The organism is Microbacterium sp. ZW T6_19 (assembly GCF_044987465.1).
In the GTDB taxonomy this organism is placed as follows: Bacteria; Actinomycetota; Actinomycetes; order Actinomycetales; family Microbacteriaceae; genus Microbacterium; species Microbacterium natoriense_A.
The window spans coordinates 13,263-28,324 of sequence record NZ_JBJDRH010000008.1; the positions used below are offsets into that span (position 1 = coordinate 13,263).

General features: G+C 68.8%; 19 protein-coding genes. 11 read left to right on the forward strand and 8 right to left on the reverse strand.

All coding sequences use genetic code 11. The features are described from left to right. Nucleotides 1-51 precede the first annotated feature (51 nt). Together ACI3KT_RS13080 and ACI3KT_RS13085 are read right to left on the reverse strand one after the other, a co-directional pair. A complete protein-coding gene (locus ACI3KT_RS13080) occupies nucleotides 52-699 on the reverse strand; it encodes a heme oxygenase (biliverdin-producing) (RefSeq protein WP_292904705.1) in 648 nt (215 codons plus the stop codon). Between the two features lie 32 nt (nucleotides 700-731). Next, nucleotides 732-1,046 carry a DUF2470 domain-containing protein gene (locus ACI3KT_RS13085; RefSeq protein WP_404904669.1) on the reverse strand — a complete coding sequence of 105 codons (315 nt, stop codon included), beginning with the start codon at nucleotides 1,044-1,046 and terminating at the stop codon, nucleotides 732-734. 87 nt (nucleotides 1,047-1,133) lie between these two features. On the opposite strand from ACI3KT_RS13085, the gene ACI3KT_RS13090 reads away from it, so the two are divergent. Both ACI3KT_RS13090 and corA read left to right on the forward strand, forming a co-directional pair. Next, a complete protein-coding gene (locus ACI3KT_RS13090) occupies nucleotides 1,134-2,420 on the forward strand; it encodes a serine hydrolase domain-containing protein (RefSeq protein ID WP_292904709.1) in 1,287 nt (428 codons plus the stop codon). A 25-nt stretch (nucleotides 2,421-2,445) separates the two neighbouring features. Then, the gene (gene corA, locus ACI3KT_RS13095) at nucleotides 2,446-3,462 is read left to right on the forward strand and encodes a magnesium/cobalt transporter CorA (RefSeq protein ID WP_404904671.1); all 1,017 of its coding nucleotides are present in this window, start codon (nucleotides 2,446-2,448) and stop codon (nucleotides 3,460-3,462) included. Here the strand turns inward: corA and ACI3KT_RS13100 are convergent. Next, entirely contained in the window at nucleotides 3,440-4,792 is a 1,353-nt protein-coding gene (locus ACI3KT_RS13100; protein ID WP_404904673.1) for an APC family permease, read from the reverse strand. The two genes, corA and ACI3KT_RS13100, sit on opposite strands and share 23 nt — an antisense overlap. A gap of 243 nt (nucleotides 4,793-5,035) precedes the next feature. Here ACI3KT_RS13100 and ACI3KT_RS13105 point away from each other — a divergent pair, with 243 nt between their 5' ends. Continuing rightward, nucleotides 5,036-5,680: an MIP/aquaporin family protein gene (locus ACI3KT_RS13105; protein WP_404904676.1), complete on the forward strand. Its 645-nt coding sequence runs from the start codon at nucleotides 5,036-5,038 to the stop codon at nucleotides 5,678-5,680. 132 nt (nucleotides 5,681-5,812) lie between these two features. Next, nucleotides 5,813-6,409: a hypothetical protein gene (locus ACI3KT_RS13110; RefSeq protein ID WP_404904678.1), complete on the forward strand. Its 597-nt coding sequence runs from the start codon at nucleotides 5,813-5,815 to the stop codon at nucleotides 6,407-6,409. Nucleotides 6,410-6,433: 24 nt separating this feature from the next. Here the strand turns inward: ACI3KT_RS13110 and ACI3KT_RS13115 are convergent, their stop codons facing one another. Both ACI3KT_RS13115 and ACI3KT_RS13120 read right to left on the reverse strand, forming a co-directional pair. Beyond that, entirely contained in the window at nucleotides 6,434-7,234 is an 801-nt protein-coding gene (locus tag ACI3KT_RS13115; protein WP_404904680.1) for an ABC transporter permease, read from the reverse strand. Next, nucleotides 7,231-7,995: an ABC transporter ATP-binding protein gene (locus ACI3KT_RS13120; RefSeq protein WP_404904682.1), complete on the reverse strand. Its 765-nt coding sequence runs from the start codon at nucleotides 7,993-7,995 to the stop codon at nucleotides 7,231-7,233. Before ACI3KT_RS13120 ends, ACI3KT_RS13115 begins: the two co-directional genes overlap by 4 nt. 74 nt (nucleotides 7,996-8,069) lie before the next feature. Here ACI3KT_RS13120 and ACI3KT_RS13125 point away from each other — a divergent pair, with 74 nt between their 5' ends. Beyond that, entirely contained in the window at nucleotides 8,070-8,591 is a 522-nt protein-coding gene (locus tag ACI3KT_RS13125) for a helix-turn-helix domain-containing protein (protein WP_404904683.1), read from the forward strand. Nucleotides 8,592-8,624: 33 nt separating this feature from the next. On the opposite strand, the gene ACI3KT_RS13130 is transcribed toward ACI3KT_RS13125, so the two are convergent. Next, on the reverse strand, nucleotides 8,625-9,047 hold the full coding sequence (locus ACI3KT_RS13130) for a hypothetical protein (protein ID WP_404904685.1): 423 nt from the start codon (nucleotides 9,045-9,047) through the stop codon (nucleotides 8,625-8,627). 51 nt (nucleotides 9,048-9,098) lie between these two features. Beyond that, nucleotides 9,099-10,298, reverse strand: a complete 1,200-nt coding sequence (locus tag ACI3KT_RS13135; protein WP_404904686.1) for an FAD-dependent oxidoreductase — start codon at nucleotides 10,296-10,298, stop codon at nucleotides 9,099-9,101. 78 nt (nucleotides 10,299-10,376) lie between these two features. On the opposite strand from ACI3KT_RS13135, the gene ACI3KT_RS13140 reads away from it, so the two are divergent. The 6 genes from ACI3KT_RS13140 to ACI3KT_RS13165 all read left to right on the forward strand — a co-directional run bounded on the left by ACI3KT_RS13140 (nucleotide 10,377) and on the right by ACI3KT_RS13165 (nucleotide 13,856). Then, nucleotides 10,377-10,862 (forward strand): MarR family winged helix-turn-helix transcriptional regulator, encoded by a 486-nt coding sequence (locus tag ACI3KT_RS13140; protein ID WP_404904688.1) that lies wholly within the window; start codon nucleotides 10,377-10,379, stop codon nucleotides 10,860-10,862. A 155-nt stretch (nucleotides 10,863-11,017) separates the two neighbouring features. Continuing rightward, nucleotides 11,018-11,827 carry a CPBP family intramembrane glutamic endopeptidase gene (locus ACI3KT_RS13145; RefSeq protein WP_292904727.1) on the forward strand — a complete coding sequence of 270 codons (810 nt, stop codon included), beginning with the start codon at nucleotides 11,018-11,020 and terminating at the stop codon, nucleotides 11,825-11,827. 86 nt (nucleotides 11,828-11,913) lie between these two features. Next, nucleotides 11,914-12,084: a hypothetical protein gene (locus ACI3KT_RS13150; RefSeq protein ID WP_292904729.1), complete on the forward strand. Its 171-nt coding sequence runs from the start codon at nucleotides 11,914-11,916 to the stop codon at nucleotides 12,082-12,084. Next, the gene (locus ACI3KT_RS13155) at nucleotides 12,081-12,449 is read left to right on the forward strand and encodes a hypothetical protein (RefSeq protein ID WP_404904691.1); all 369 of its coding nucleotides are present in this window, start codon (nucleotides 12,081-12,083) and stop codon (nucleotides 12,447-12,449) included. Before ACI3KT_RS13150 ends, ACI3KT_RS13155 begins: the two co-directional genes overlap by 4 nt. A 48-nt stretch (nucleotides 12,450-12,497) precedes the next feature. Then, entirely contained in the window at nucleotides 12,498-13,370 is an 873-nt protein-coding gene (locus tag ACI3KT_RS13160) for an SDR family NAD(P)-dependent oxidoreductase (protein WP_404904692.1), read from the forward strand. Nucleotides 13,371-13,388: 18 nt separating this feature from the next. Beyond that, a complete protein-coding gene (locus ACI3KT_RS13165) occupies nucleotides 13,389-13,856 on the forward strand; it encodes a MerR family transcriptional regulator (RefSeq protein ID WP_404904694.1) in 468 nt (155 codons plus the stop codon). A 27-nt stretch (nucleotides 13,857-13,883) separates the two neighbouring features. Here the strand turns inward: ACI3KT_RS13165 and ACI3KT_RS13170 are convergent, their stop codons facing one another. After that, nucleotides 13,884-14,993 carry a mandelate racemase/muconate lactonizing enzyme family protein gene (locus ACI3KT_RS13170; protein WP_404904696.1) on the reverse strand — a complete coding sequence of 370 codons (1,110 nt, stop codon included), beginning with the start codon at nucleotides 14,991-14,993 and terminating at the stop codon, nucleotides 13,884-13,886. Nucleotides 14,994-15,062 lie beyond the last annotated feature (69 nt).

Consider the following 15,062-nt stretch of genomic DNA (forward strand, 5'->3'; position numbering starts at 1 on the left):
GCCTGCGGCTCGCTCAACGGCCAACCCTCGCTCAACGACCGAAAGCGAACCTCAGGCGGCCGCGCGGGCCCGGTCGAGGTCTTCGAACAGCTCGGTGTTGAAGCGGTAGGCGAGGAGCACCTCGGCGATCACGCGCTCACGCTCGGCGTCGTCCCAGGGGGCGGCGTCGAGCTGCTCGCGGTAGACGTCCTTGAACGCGGCAGGGTCGGCGATGTCGTCGAACAGGTAGAAGCCGATGCCGTTGGTCTCGAAGCCGAACCGGCGGGCCATGACACGACCGATGAAGATGCCGCCCGACAGATCGCCGAGATAGCGGGTGTAGTGGTGCGCGACGAAACCGCCGGCCCAGGTCGCGCCGACCTGGCGGATGCGCTCGACATAACGCTGCGTGGTGGGCAGCGGGGCGATCCGCTCGCGCCAGTCGGGGCCGAGTAGGAACTCGAGGTCGGCCTCGAGGGCGGGCAGGCGAGTGAGCTTGTCGCTCAGGAAGACCGAGGCAACGGCATCCGCCCGCATCCGCTCGCCTGCGCTCTCGAGAGCCTCGTAGATGAAGTAGTGCTGCGCGACCAGCGAGATGTAGTCCTCGCGCGAGCCCTCGCCCTTGAGCAGGTCGGACATGAAGCCCGCGCCTTCGCTCTGGGAGTGCGAACCGGAGGAGCGCTCGCGAAGGGCTGCGGAGAAGGAGAGGATCTCGGACATGGGTTCAGTGTAAGGGTTACCTAACCTTATTTCTAGGCGTGAGGGCGAGCCGGTACGCCGAGGCGCTCGCACGCGAGGTCGTAGATCGCGACGACCTCGCGTCGCACGGCCGGACGCTCGGTGATCGGACCCCCGGGCCAGGGGACGCGGAGCTCGGATGCCGCGCCGTCTCGGGTGTACGTCCAGACGCCGCCGTCGCCGTCGAAGCCGGTCATCACGGCTTCCGTGATGTCGCCATGCGTCTCGGTTGCGAACGCACGGACGATCAGCAGATTGTCGTCGGTGTGGTCGCCGTTCATATGGCGCAGGACGGCGGAGACGACATCGGAATCGAAGTGGTGGGTCACGAACCTCACCCTAAGCCGTCTCGCGATGCTGGTTTTCAGCATCCGCGTTCTAGACTTTGCAGACACGTCTTCCGGGGGTCCCCTTTCATGCAGCTTCTCTCGTCGCGCCGCGTGCGCGCAGCCGCGGCCGGCGTCGTTGCGCTCAGCCTCCTGCTCACCGGCTGCGCCGCCGGCGACACCTTCACCTACGAACCCCCCGCTCAGGTCGACGGCTCGCTGCCCGACGACACCGTCACCGCCATGCAGGATGCCGTGTCTCACGCGCTGACCGCCTCCGGCGCCTCGGGAGCGATCGTGGGCGTGTGGGTGCCGTGGAGCGGAACCTGGGTGACCGGGGTCGGCACGCAGAAGCCGGGCGGTGAAGGCGGCGAACTCAGCACCGACATGTCGTTCCGCATCGCCGACGTGACACGACTGATGACCTGCGACGTTCTCTACGCTCTGGCCGATGAGGGCACTGTGAAGCTCGACGCGCCCGTGGAGGACTACGTCTCAGGCGCCGCCGCCATGGACGGCGTCACCCTGCTCGACCTGTGCAACGGCACGAGCGGGATCGGATCGTCGGAGGCCACGGTGAAGGGCGCGTGGCTGAACACCCCCGCCCGCGAGTGGGCTCCGCTCGAACTCGCGTCCTACGGCCTCGGCCAGGCCCGCACGGCGGCGCACACCACGTATCGGGATTCGGATGCCGGCTACCTCATGCTCGGTCTTGCACTCGAGCGCGCATCGAAGCTCACCGCGTCAGAACTGATCGCGACGTACGTCACCGGCCCGCTCGGATTGTCCGGCACGTCTCTGCCCGCGCCGGCGGCCGCTGCGCCGTCGAGCGGGTCCGTCATGAACGGGCACTACCTCTCGGCGGTCGAGGGCGGGTACAACTGCGCCGCACCCGTCGACATCACCGAGCTGTCGTCCAGCACCGGATACACCGATTCGGGCGTCGTGTCGACGATCGACGATCTCGGCCGGTACGCGCAAGCCGAGGCCGCGCAGGCGCTACGGGGCAAGGACGAGAAGCCCGCCCGCTTCGACGCGCCGCTACCCCCCTACGACGGTGCTCCGTCGTGGTTCCAGGCCGCCGGGGGCGGGTTCCTGGCCGGATCCATGATCGGGCAGCAGGGGTGGACGCCCGGGTACGCGACCGCGGCGTACTCCGACCCGGCGACCGGGTTCACGGTCGCCGTCGTGCTGAACGACTCGACGGCAGGCGCGACCTTCGCCCAGTTCCTGGCCTGGGAGCTGGCAGCGATCGCGTCGAAGGCCCCGGCCGCGTCAGGGCAGACGGCGCCCGAGTTCGGGCTGCCGTTCACGGCCGAGCAGTACAACCAGGCGATCACCGACGCCGCGATCCCGTGCGTCGCTCCGGCGGAATGATCCGCCTTCCCGCTCGGGCCCTGCGATGAGCATCGTCGACAACGCGATCTACGTCGACGGCGTGCGCACCGCGAATCCGCAGAGCCTGAACGAGACGTTCGAGTGCATGCGCGATCGCGGCGGGATGAGCTGGATCGGGCTGTACCGGCCGAGCGAAGAAGAGATCAGGGCGGTGGCAGACGAGTTCGGCGTGCACGAGCTGGTCGTCGAAGACGCCCTCACGGGCCACCAGCGTTCGAAGCTCGAGCGCTACGGCAACATCCTCTTCATGGTGCTCCGCCCCGCACGCTACCTCGACGACGTCGAAGAGGTCGAGTTCGGCGAAGTGCACGTGATCGTCGGACCGGACTTCGTCGTGACGATCCGCCACGCCGAGGCCCCTGATCTGGGGCGGGTGCGCCGTCGGCTCGAGGGCGATGCGGCGCTGCTGCGTCGAGGACCCGAGGCGGTGCTGTACGCGATCGTCGACGAGGTCGTGGACGAGTACTCGCCTGTGCTCGCGGGGCTCGAGAACGACATCGACGAGATCGAGAGCCAGCTCTTCGAAGAGGACACCGATGCGACTCAGCGCATCTACGAGCTGAGCCGCGAGGTCATCGACTTCCAGCGTGCGACACAGCCGCTGGCCGGGATGCTGGAGTCGCTGCTGCGCGGTTCCGAGAAGTACGCCGTCGATGACGAACTGCAGAAGTACCTGCGCGACGTGCTCGATCATGCGCTCCGGATCGCCGACAGGGCGACGACTTTCCGCACGCTGCTCGACAACGCGCTCACGGTCGAGTCGACGATCGTCGCCCGTCGTCAGAACGCGGAGATGCAGCGGATGACGGAGCTGAGCATCCGTCAGAACGACGAGGTCAAGAAGATCTCCGGCTGGGCAGCGATCCTGTTCGCACCGACCCTCGTCGCGGGCATCTACGGCATGAACTTCCGGAACATGCCCGAGCTCGACTGGGTCTTCGGCTACCCCATGGCCATCGGACTCATGATCGCGATGGGCGGCGGGCTGTATCTCGTGTTCAAGAAGAACGGATGGCTGTAGGCGCAGGTGGCACGGCGGAGCGCGAGCGCCGCCAGCGGGCAAGCAGGTGGAGCACGATGCCGATCGCGAGCAGACCTGCTCCGTACAGCCAGACGACGGGCCGCTGCTGGGTGAGCAGCAGGATGCACGAGGCGATGCCGAGCACCGGGATCGGCGTCCAGATGCGGAAGTGGTCGTGCTCGACGCGATCCCGCCGCAGCACGAGGACCGACACGTTCGCACTGAGGAAGACGAAGAGCAGGAGCAGCACGACCGTCTCGGCGAGGGTCGCGAGATCGCCGATCAGGGTGAGCAGCATGGCGGCGGCTGTGGTGACGAGGATCGCCACCCAGGGCGTCTTCCGGCGGGGCAGCACACGTGACAGGGCATCGGGGAGCAGGCCCTGCTCGGCCATCCCGTAGGTCAGCCTGCTCGTCATGATCATCGTCAACAGCGCGCCGTTCGCGACGGCGACGAGGGCGATCAGGCTGAACAGCCACGACGGGATGCTGACGCCGGTCGCCTCGACCACCGCGAGCAGCGGTCCGCTGGACTCCTGCAGCTCTGCGGCAGGGAGCGCGATCGAACTCGCGAGGCCGACCAGCAGGTAGACGACGCCCGCCGTGAACAGCGCGGCGAACAGGGCGCGAGGGTAGGTCCTGCGAGGGTTCCTGACCTCCTCGATCATGTTCGCCGATGTCTCGAAGCCCACGAAGGAGTAGTACGCGATCACCGCTCCGCCGAGAACGGCTATGGCTGCGGGCGTCCCCTCGGGCGTCTGCATCAGGCGTGAGGCGTCGCCGCCGCCGGCGGTGAAGAACCCGGCCACGACGACGATCACGATCACGAGGCCGCTCAGCTCGATCGCGGTCATCACGAGGTTGGCGCCCAGGGACTCGCGCACGCCGCGAGCGTTGAGTGCGGCGACGAGGGCGAGGAACGCGATCGCGACCGGGATGGTGGGCAGGTCGAAGAAGGTGCCGAGGTAGTCGCCGGCGAAGGCGATCGCGAGCCCGGCCGCGCTCGTGACCCCGGCGGCCAGCATGCAGAAGCCGACGAGGAACGACACCAGCGGGCTGCGGAACGCGCGCTCGGCGAAAACCGAGGCGCCGCCCGCACGCGGGTACTTCGTCACGAGTTCCGCATACGAGCCGGCGGTGAGCAGGGCCAGGAGGAGCGCGAGGACCAGCGGAGCCCACAGCATGCCGCCGACCTTCTCGGACAGCACGCCCATCAGCGCGTAGATGCCGGCCCCGAGCACGTCGCCGAGGATGAAGGCGAAAAGCAGCGGGCCGGTGACGGCGCGGCGCAGGCGGGTGGAAGGCTCGGCGTCGGACAGCGAATCGGTCATCCGGCCACGGTAGGCGGGCGCGGTGCGACAGGCGAAGGGCTTGACAGAGGATGCCTGACTCCTGCGACCGACTCCATCGGGACCGGGCATTTCGCTCAGGAGATTCACAGGATCGCCGCGCGGCTCCCTCGATTCGGCATACGGGGCCGCTACTCTCGGTGACGCCATGGAGGGTGCATCGGCCGGAGTGCGCGGGCGGTCGAAGTGCTCACCGCATTCGACATCAAGAAAGAGAGCACTCCCATGACCGGGACAGCACGCAAGGCGCTCGCTGAAGCGATCGCCACATTCCTCTTCGTTCTCAGCATCATCGGCGCGGTGAACAGCGGCAGCCCGCTGACGCCGCTCGCGATCGGCCTCGCCCTCGCGGTTCTGATCTACGGCACCGGGCACATCTCCGGCGCCCACCTGAACCCGGCGGTCTCGGTCGGCGTCTTCCTCCGCGGCGGTCTCAGCGCCATCGACCTGGTCGCGTACATGGTGGCGCAGTTCGTGGGCGGCGCGCTTGCCGCACTCGTCAGCTTCGCCGTCTGGCCCGCCGCCGAGAAGGCCACGGAGATCGAGGTCGGCCCTGCCTTCCTCGTCGAGGCTCTGTTCACTCTCGCCCTCGTGTGGGCCGTTCTGAACACCGCCACGTCGAAGGACACCGACGGCAACTCGTTCTACGGGCTCGCGATCGGTGGCACGGTCTTCGTCGGCGCAGTGGCGGTCGGCGGGATCTCGGGCGGCGGCTTCAACCCGGCCGTGGCGCTCGGTCTCTCGATCAGCGGCCAGTTCGCGTGGAGCAACCTGTGGCTCTACATCCTCGCTCCGGTCGTCGGCGCAGTCGTCGCCGCAGTCCTGTTCCGTGTGCTGAACACGGACGACGCCAAGAAGATCGGCGCCTGACTCCACGCTGCACCAGAGATGCCGCGTCCTCTTCGGAGGGCGCGGCATCTCCGCGTTCGACGGCCGCGCGACACCTTCAGGCCCTACGATGTCGTCGGCAACGGGCGGGACATCGAGGTCGGAGGAGTGGCGATGCAGGAAGAGGCGCCGGTCGGGCACGTCGTGCACCTGGTGAGGTCGTTCGACGACGACGCCGCGCCCTCGGCGATCGGCTTCGGGACCAGGGTGCGACCGCGAACGCGAATCGTGCTCTGGCTGCTGGTCGGCGCGGCTGCGATCGGCACCGTCGCGGCGCTGACGGCGCTGTGGACGAGCGACGCGCCCTGGTGGTTCTCGGTGATCTTCACCGTGATGCCGACGTTCTTCATCTTCGGATGCGGCGTCGCGCTGCGAGAGTCCGCACGTCTGTCGCGGCGCGAGGCGCACCTCGTGCAGGAGTGGGCGCGTGCTCGCGAGCACGCGAAGCCGATCATGGGGCGGGTATCCGAGCGCGAGGTGTCCTTGACCGAGCACGGCGGGGTCTCGGCCTTCACCCTCACGGTCGCAGAGGCTCCGGGGGCACCGCTGCGCGCCCGGTGGCATCGCAGCAATCCCGAGAACGGCGACGCGACCCTGCTGCAGACTCAGGTGCCCCCGATCGGGTCGCGGGTGCGGATCTGGAGCGTCGGGATGCCGGATGCCCATGGGCCGGTGATCGTGGAGGCGATCGATCCGAGCGTCGTCCCATGATCAGGGAGCGCGATCGTGCCGCGGTCAGCGGAGGTCGCGCCGCAGGGGAACGACGACGGCCACGACGATGGCCGCTGCGGCGTACGCCAGGAGGACGAGGCCTCCACCGAGTGCGCTGAGGCCTGCGGGCGGTGCCGCCGCGGGGAGTCCGGCCGAGAGCGCGTCGCGGAGGAACGTGAAGTCGGTCAGGGCGGAGGTCGCGCCGCCCGGCAGGTACGGGTAGATCCGGTTCACTCCCGGGATGAGCATGAGCACGTACTCGATCACGTAGAAGTACCCGAGTGTGACGCCGATCGCGATCAGCTGGTGACGGGCGAGGGCGCCGATCGCGACGCCGATGATCATGTAGATCGCGGCCGCGAGCGTGAGCCGGATGAGGAGGGGGGCGAGATCGCTCCACGGCATCCCCAGAGTCTCACCGCGGAGCGCCGCACCGCCGGCGACGGACGCGGCCGCAGACGTCGACGCGATGACGCCGTAGCTGAGGCCGAGCAGCGCGTAGACCGCCAGCTTGGCGAGCACGACACCCACACGGCGAGGGGCGAGAAGGAAGGTCGTGCCGATCGTGCGGTGCCGGTACTCGGAGGTGACTGCCACCGTGCCGATCAGCGCCGGGACGAACAGGAGCACGGAGGTGAGGCTCAGCAGCATCTCCACGCCCGCGGCGGTGTCGAGCCCCGGCAGGGGAGGATTGGCGTTCTCGGGACCGATGACGGCGAGGAGGCCGGGCAGGGCGCCGCCGCACAGAGCTGCGGTGACGAGAGCCCACCAGATCAGACGGGTGGCGAACAGTCGGCGGATCTCTGCGTGGACGAGGGCGATCATGAGGTGTGCTCCAGCGAAGGGGTGGCGGGTTCGGGGTGTCGGGTGGCGCGGAGGAAGGCGTCTTCCAGGGTTCCGCCGTCGGCGACGAAGTCGGCGAGGGGGCCTGCCCAGGCGATGCGGCCCCGATCGATGAGAGCCAGTTCGTCGATGCACTGCTCCAACTCGGAGAGCACGTGACTCGACAGCAGGACGGTGCCTCCGCGGCTGGCGAAATCGCGGAGGAAGGAGCGCAGCCAGGCGATCCCCGCTGGGTCGAGGCCGTTGGACGGTTCATCGAGGACGAGCACCTGCGGGTCGCCGATCAGGGCGTTCGCGATTGCGAGGCGCTGCCGCATGCCCGTCGAGAACCCGCGGATGCGGCGGTCGAGGAATCCGGCGATGCCCGTGATCTCCGCCACCTCGTCGATGCGGTGATCGCGGATGCCGGCGAGGGCGGCGCTGACACCGAGGTGCGCCCTGGCCGTCATCGCCGGGTGCGCTCCTGCGATGTCGAGGACCGCGCCGACCGTGTGGGCGGGCCTGGGCAGGTCGCGGTAGCGGATCCCGCCGAGGAGGGCGTCGCCGGAGTCGGGTCGGGTGAGCCCGAGCAGGATGCGGAGGGTCGTCGATTTGCCGGCGCCGTTGGGTCCCAGGAACCCGGTGACCCGGCCGGGCTCGGCCCGGAACGTGATGTCGTCGACGGCCGTGACGTCGCCGAACCGCTTCGAGATTCTGCGCACCTCGATCCGCACGGCCTTCGCGTCGGTGGGGGCAGGGTTCATCTCGGCTCCTCAGGTAGTCTTCGTATGAGAACGATGCGAATGTTCTCACGCTGAGAATAATGAATCGAGGGCCGATGCGCAAGACGACGCCTATCGCCGATGTGATCATGCATCCCGTGCGGATGCGGATCATCCAGCAGATCGGAGCGCGCGAGCTGACCACGACCGCGCTGCGCGAGACCCTGCCCGACGTCTCGACGGCGACGCTCTACCGTCATGTGGCCGCGCTCGTCGACGCCGGCATCGTCGCGGTGGTCGGGGAGCGGAAGATCCGTGGTGCGGTCGAACGGACGCTCGCCCTCGGAGAGCGGATGGCGCACGTCGATCGCGAAGAGCTGCAGGCGATGGACGCCGAGCAGCTGCGTCGAGCCTTCCTCACGTACCTGGGTCAGGTCGCCGAGCGCTTCGATGAGTCACTGTCTTCGGATGACGCGCAGGCGCGGGACTACCTCGGATTCGGCATGACCCAGCTGCACGTCACGACGGACGATCTCGCCGATCTGCAGGTGCGCCTCGGCGAGCTGCTCGCCCCGTACCTCGACCCGGACCGGCAGGGCACGAGAGCGGTCACGCTCGCCACGATCCTGTTGCCCTGACCGCGACCGGTGACGTGCGCGGAGGTCCCGCGATCAGGCGTCCTGCTTGGCGTAGGTTCCGCGCACGAGCGGGGCCGGGTCGGCATCCGCCGGCACCGCCGTATCGAGCGCGACTTCGAGGCGTTCGCCGTCGCGGCGCAGCCGCATGATCGTGCGTCCACGGGCGGAGCGGCGGTCGAGCACGAGGGTGTCGTCGTCCCAGACGGCGGAACCGGGAGTCTCTGGAACGAAGCCGTAGGAGTCGAACCACCAGAATCCCGTGCCGACGATCACCGCATGTGCGAGCAGATGCCCGCTGTCCTGAAGCTCCACATAGTCGATCAGGATGCCGTCGGGGCCAGGTTCGACGGTGAGGGCGCCGCGCGCCCTGCCCGCGGCCGTCCAGGCGGTCGGGAAGAGCTCTTCGTCGCCCGACCAGTCGCCGAGCAGGGCCGCGTATCGCGGATCAGGGGTCATGCCATCGAGACTATGCCGGGTGCGGCCCCGTGTTCCACATGCTGCACGAGCTCAGTCGCCGAGAGGTCGTCCCTCCGTGGCGACCACATGGTTGTACAGATGATTGTTGCGGGTGTCGCGCATCGCGCCGCGAAGGAAGAGCGGAAGCAGGGCGTCGCGCACCATGACGGCGAACTTCGACGAGGTCACGGTCTTCTGTCCGCTGATGGCGCGCGCGTAGGCGACCACTTCCTCCGCCCGGCGGCGGCGGATGGACTCGTAACGAGCGAAGGCGCGCTCGTGATCCGGCTCGTCACGCAGGCACGTGGCGAGGACCGCCGCGTCCTCGAGGGCGAGGGACGCTCCCTGCCCGGCGCTCGGAGACGTCGCGTGCACGGCGTCCCCGACCGCGACGACCCGACCGCGATGCCAGTGCGGGACGTGGGGCAGCTCGTAGATGCCGTAGACGCCCACCGCGCCGGTCGCGGCGTCGAGGATCTGCGGCACGGGGTACGGGTCGTCGGCGTGCATCGTGCGGAGTTCGTCGAGCCAGGCCTCGTCGGGCACGGCCCGGATCTCGTCGCGGTCGATCTCGGCCCTGGCAGGATTCGCGAACCAGTAGACCGTGCCATCGTCTCGCACGAGATAGCCGAAGAACCCGCGGGCGCCGAAGACCATGTGCTGCGTGAGAGGCGTAGGCGCAAGGCCGTCGACCCGGGCGAACCCGCCGATGCTGAGCAGTCCGCTGTAGTCCGGGTCCGGCGCGGCGGGATCGATCCATCGTCGTGTCGGCGAGCCGATGCCGTCGCAGCCGATCAGGATGTCGCCGGTCGCGCTCGTGCCGTCCGTGAAGTACGCGGTCACGCCTGCATCCGACTGCTCGATGCGTTCGAGACGTGCGTCCCATCGGAAGCGGATGCCGGCGGCATCCGTCGCCTCGCGCAAGACGCTGTTCAGCCATTCCCGCCGCACCACGACGCTTCCTCGTGCCGGCTCTCCGGCGGGGCCGTTGGGCACCGTGCCGAGCTTGCGGCCGCGTCCGCTCCACATCTCCATGTACGGGCTCAAGTGGCCGTCGGCGAGGAGGCGATCGCGCAGGCCCAGGGTCTCGAGCACCGCGAGGCCGTTCGTCGCGACGTTGAGGAACAGTCCGCCGAACGCATCGGGGGCTGATCTGGCCTCGAAGATCTCGACCTCCCAGCCCGCGCTCTGCAGGAAGAGGGCGGCGGCGGGTCCTGCGACTCCGCCGCCGATGATGAGCGCTGTGGGCATCGGTCCGGCCTTTCGATAGTCTGGAAGGAGACAGAGAGTCTCGAAGAGAGAGTCTCTCGATAATAGAGAGGTTATCAGATGGCCGACGGATCTGCGCGCCGTTCTGCCGCGATCGCGCGTCAGGGTGAGGCGATGCAGGAGTTCATGGCGCGCGCGGTGCTCTTCCAAGACGCCGTCGCCCGGTCGGTCGGCCTCAACGGCACCGACCTGCAGGCTGTGGGGCTTCTCATGAGCTCCGGGCCGGCGACGCCCGGCGAACTCGCCGCACGAACCGGCCTCACCGCCGGTGGAGCCGTCACCGCCATGATCGATCGGCTCGAACGCGCCGGGTATGTCACCCGCACGCGGGACGACGCCGATCGTCGGCGTGTGATCGTCACGGCCAACCCCGAACCGGTCCTCGCGGGCGTCGGACCGGTCTACGCCAGGGTCGCGCAACGCTGGAACGAGTATCTCGCCACGCTCACCGACGAACAGATCGAGTTCGCGGGCGACCTGCTGGCCGAGGCCGCCGAGATCAACCGCGAACAGATCGAGGCGCTCCGCGGGACCGGGCGGGGCTGACCTCGGGCGGCGGGCGTCGGGCGCCGGGCGCCGTCCGTTCCGGATATCCCCCGGAGAGTGTCGGGTTTCCTGCATTCCGGTGGCCGGGCCGGTCTTCCTAGAGTGCGTGGTGCGAGGGACTTCTCGCGCCCCGAGCCGACGGACAGAGGCCACCGATGACATCTCTCCCCGCCCACCGCGCGACCGGACGATCGGTCGTCGTCGACGTCACCTGGTTCTTCGCGATCGCGATCGCGCTGTGCTTCGCGCTCTCGGTGCCGATGGTGTTCCGGCTCGTGCCGACGGATCTCTACAACCTGATCACCCCGATCATGCAGCTGACCCCGTTGCTCGCCGCCATCATCATGTGGCTCGCGCGAAGGCCGGGCACGTTCCGCGAGACCTTCGCCACAGGATGGCGGGGCGCACCGAAGTGGCTCGGGATCGGCATCGGCCTCATAGCCGCGATCGCCGCGATCCAGACGGCCATCGCCGTGTCATCCGGAATCTGGCCGCTGAACCCGGTCGACGAGATCCTGGCCGCGTCGGTGTGGATCATCCCGGTGTTCGTCATGCAGTCGGTCTTCGCGATCGGCGAGGAGTTCGGATGGCGTGGCTGGTTGGCGACTCGTGCGGCATCGTGGGGATTCTGGCGTCTCGCCCTCGTCAGCGGTCTCGTCTGGATCGTCTGGCACCTTCCGGTGCTCGCCGTCATCGGGGATCGGCCCCTCTGGGACATCGTCATCTACTTCGCGGGCATGCTGCCGTGGGCCCCTCTGCTGCTCGCGCTCCGCTGGCGCTCCGGCAGCGTCTGGCCCGCCGTCCTGACGCACGGAGCGATCAACAGCATCCGCGTGTTCCTGCTGCAGTCCGTACCGAACGCCACCGATCATCTGCTCATCGAGGTGATCGGCTGGGTGCTCACGCTCGCCGCCGCCGTGTGGCTGATGCGCAAGGGCGGAGCGATGGTCGTGCACGATCGCTGATGCGCTGAGCATCGGATGCGGCGACGAAGCGGCTACGGTGGTTCGACGCAGAGTGAATCCGCCGTGTCACAGACTTGGAGATCGCAATGGGGTACTTCGACCAGTTGCCCGGGGAGTCCCGCGAGGACTTCGTCCGCCGCTTCAGCAGTCGACCGGGAGTGGTCGCCGACGGCGTCACGCTGGTCGATCTCTACAACCGGATCGCAGCGCTGGAACGGCGCGTCGCGCAACTCGAGAGCAGGGGAACGACGCCGTGAGCGATCCCATCTCGAGCCTGCTCGCCAGTGGCGCCGACCAGGTGGCGGCGCGGGTCTTCGCCGACGTGTTCACCCACGACGCGCCGTCTCCTCAGCCGTTCAGAGAGGTTCGCGCGCGACTGACGGCGCTCGCCGGGGCGACAGAGCGACGCCGGTTCCTCACGACCAGCGCCATGGCCGAGCCTGCATACGCCGGTGGGCTGGAGGTCGTGCTGCTCTGGGAACGAGCCCTTCTGGCGGCCCGCATCTCCTCGGGAGATCAGGGACTGTTCATCGTTGTGCTCCGCGAGGGCGAGGCGGCGCGGGCGAGCGGCGACGCGTACACCGCCGCACTCTCGAGGCTCCTGGAGTCGCGGAGAAGCTGAGTCCGCCCATTTGCCTTCGAGCGCGCTTCACTCTCTAGCGTGGCGGACATGGACACAACACAGCGACACAAGACATGGCTCATCACCGGGGCCGGCTCGGGACTGGGACGAGCACTGGCAGAGGCCTCGCTCGAGGCGGGGGATCAGGTCGTCGGCACGGGCCGTCGTCCGGAGCGGATGGATGATCTCGCTTCGCACTGCCCCGACCGCTTCTCCGCTGTCGCACACGACGTGCGTGACACGGAGGGAGCGGCGGCGGTCGTGGCGCATTCGGTCGCCCGGTTCGGCGGCGTGGACGTCCTGGTCAACAACGCGGGAGTCGGCCAGGTCGGCGCCGCGGAAGAGGTCACCGGCGAGGAGCTGCGAGACATGCTCGATCAGCACCTGTTCGGTCCCGCCGCCTTCGTGAGAGCCGTCCTCCCCGGGATGCGCGAGGCGGGGTCCGGCGTCATCGTGCAGATGAGCAGCCAGGGCGGGCGCATGTCGTTCCCCGCTGTCGGCAGCTACTCCGCCGGGAAGTTCGCGCTGGAAGGATGGTCGGAAGCTCTGGCGGGTGAAGTCGCGCCGTTCGGCATCCGGGTGCTGATCGTCGAGCCGAGCCGCTTTCGCACGCGGTTCAACGCGGGCGACGTGCTTCGCTCGGCCACGCAGAACACCGCGTACGACGAGGTCATCGCGGCCGTGCGCGCCGACATGGCGGGCGCCGACGGGCGGCAGGAGGGCGATCCGGTCAGGGCTGCCTCGATCATCCGGCGGGTTCTTCAGGAGCCCGATGCGCCGCTGCGGCTCGCGCTCGGGGCCGAAGCCGTGAGGAATCTCACGACCGCCCACGATCGGAGTCTCGCCGAGATCCGGAAATGGGCCGAACTCAGCGCATCCGCCGACTTCCCCGGCCAGGGCCCCGCTGCCCGGGCGTTCTGACGGAAGTAGGGTGTGGGAATGGCGACCGCTGACCTGATCGAACGCATGCTCGCCGAGCCGCACGCGTCATCCGCCTCGGCCATCGACGCCTTGCACACGCTTCTCGACGACTCGACGGTCGAGGAGACCTCCGCGCGCCTCGGAATCGCCGAGGCGGCGGAGCTGCTCGGTCAGTCCCCGCACACGCTCAGATACTACGAGCGGGAAGGGCTCGTGCATCCCGCCCGGAACTCGTCGGGATACCGCGAGTACTCGGCGCCCCATCTGCGCCGACTCGTCTTCCTCATCCGGATGCGGGTGTCGGGCATGACCATGGGCGACCTGCGTCACTACGTGCAACTGGTCGAGCGCGGCGTGGAGACGATGCCCGAGCGGCGGCAGATGATGATCGATCAGCGAGACCGCATCTCGCGGCAGCTGGAGGAGCTGACGCTCGCACTGGCGACCACCGACTACAAGATCCGCTCCTACGACGGCGCGCCGTGAGGCGGGGGCTGCGCACGCCATCCGCCGTCAGGAGACGCGCGCTCTCCTGATGGCGTCGTGGTCCCACACGATCCCGAGGCCCGGAGCATCCGACGTCTCCGCACGTCCGTCGACGATCCGCACTTGTTCGCTGGTGAGCGTCCGCAGTTGCGGGATGTGCTCGAGGTAGAGGCCGTTCGGTATTGCCGCGACCAGCGGAAGGTGGAGTTCCATGAGGAAGTGCGGGGCGACGTCGACGCCGAATGCTTCGGCGAGGTGCGCCACCTTGAGCCAGGGCGTGATGCCGCCGATCCTCGCGACATCGACCTGCACGATCGACGCGGCGCCCCGTTCGAGGTAGTCGCGGAACCGCCCGATCGAGTACAGGCTCTCGCCGACCGCGACCGGAATCGTCGAGCGCTGCGAGAGGGCCGCGTGCCCGCTCACGTCGTCGGCGTGCAGAGGCTCCTCGAACCAGTACAGGTCGACCTCTTCGAAGAGACGCGCTCTCCGGACGGCCTGGGCGACCGTGAAGGACTGGTTCGCATCGACCATGATGTCGAAGGCGGAGCCGACGGCCTCACGGACCGCGCGCAACCGGTCGAGGTCTTCATGCGGGTCTGGTCGTCCGACCTTGATCTTGACACCGGACAGCCCTCTCGCCTTGGTCGCGAGGGCTTGGGCCACCAGTTCCTCTTCGCTCAGGTGCAGCCACCCGCCCTCGGTGTCGTATACAGGGATCGACCGGTCCGCGCCGCCCGCGAGCTTCCAGAGCGGAACACCCGTGCTCCGCGATCGCGCATCCCACACCGCGGTGTCGACCGCGGCCAGGGCGAGGGCGGCGATGACGCCTCCGGTCGTCGAGCGGATCGCGGCGAAACAGGATCGCCACACGGCCTCGGGGCGGTGCGCATCCTGCCCGAGCAGCAGGGGCAGGATCGTGCTCTCGAGGAGGGCGAGCACGGATGTCCCGCCCATCCCGATCGTGTAGCTGTAGCCGAGACCCTGCACGCCTGTGGCGGTCGTGATCTCGACGAAGATCGTCTCCTGCTTCAGGAAAGCCTGGATCGCGTCCGTGCGGACCGTCTCGACGGCGATGTCGCTGATCCAGGCTCGCGCCGCCACGATCGGATCGCCTGCGGAGGGAGTGCGCGTCATCCGCTTTCCTCACTTCTCTGGGGTGTCCGGGGCATCCGGGGGCGGGCTGTACGGCCCGCCCCCGGACGG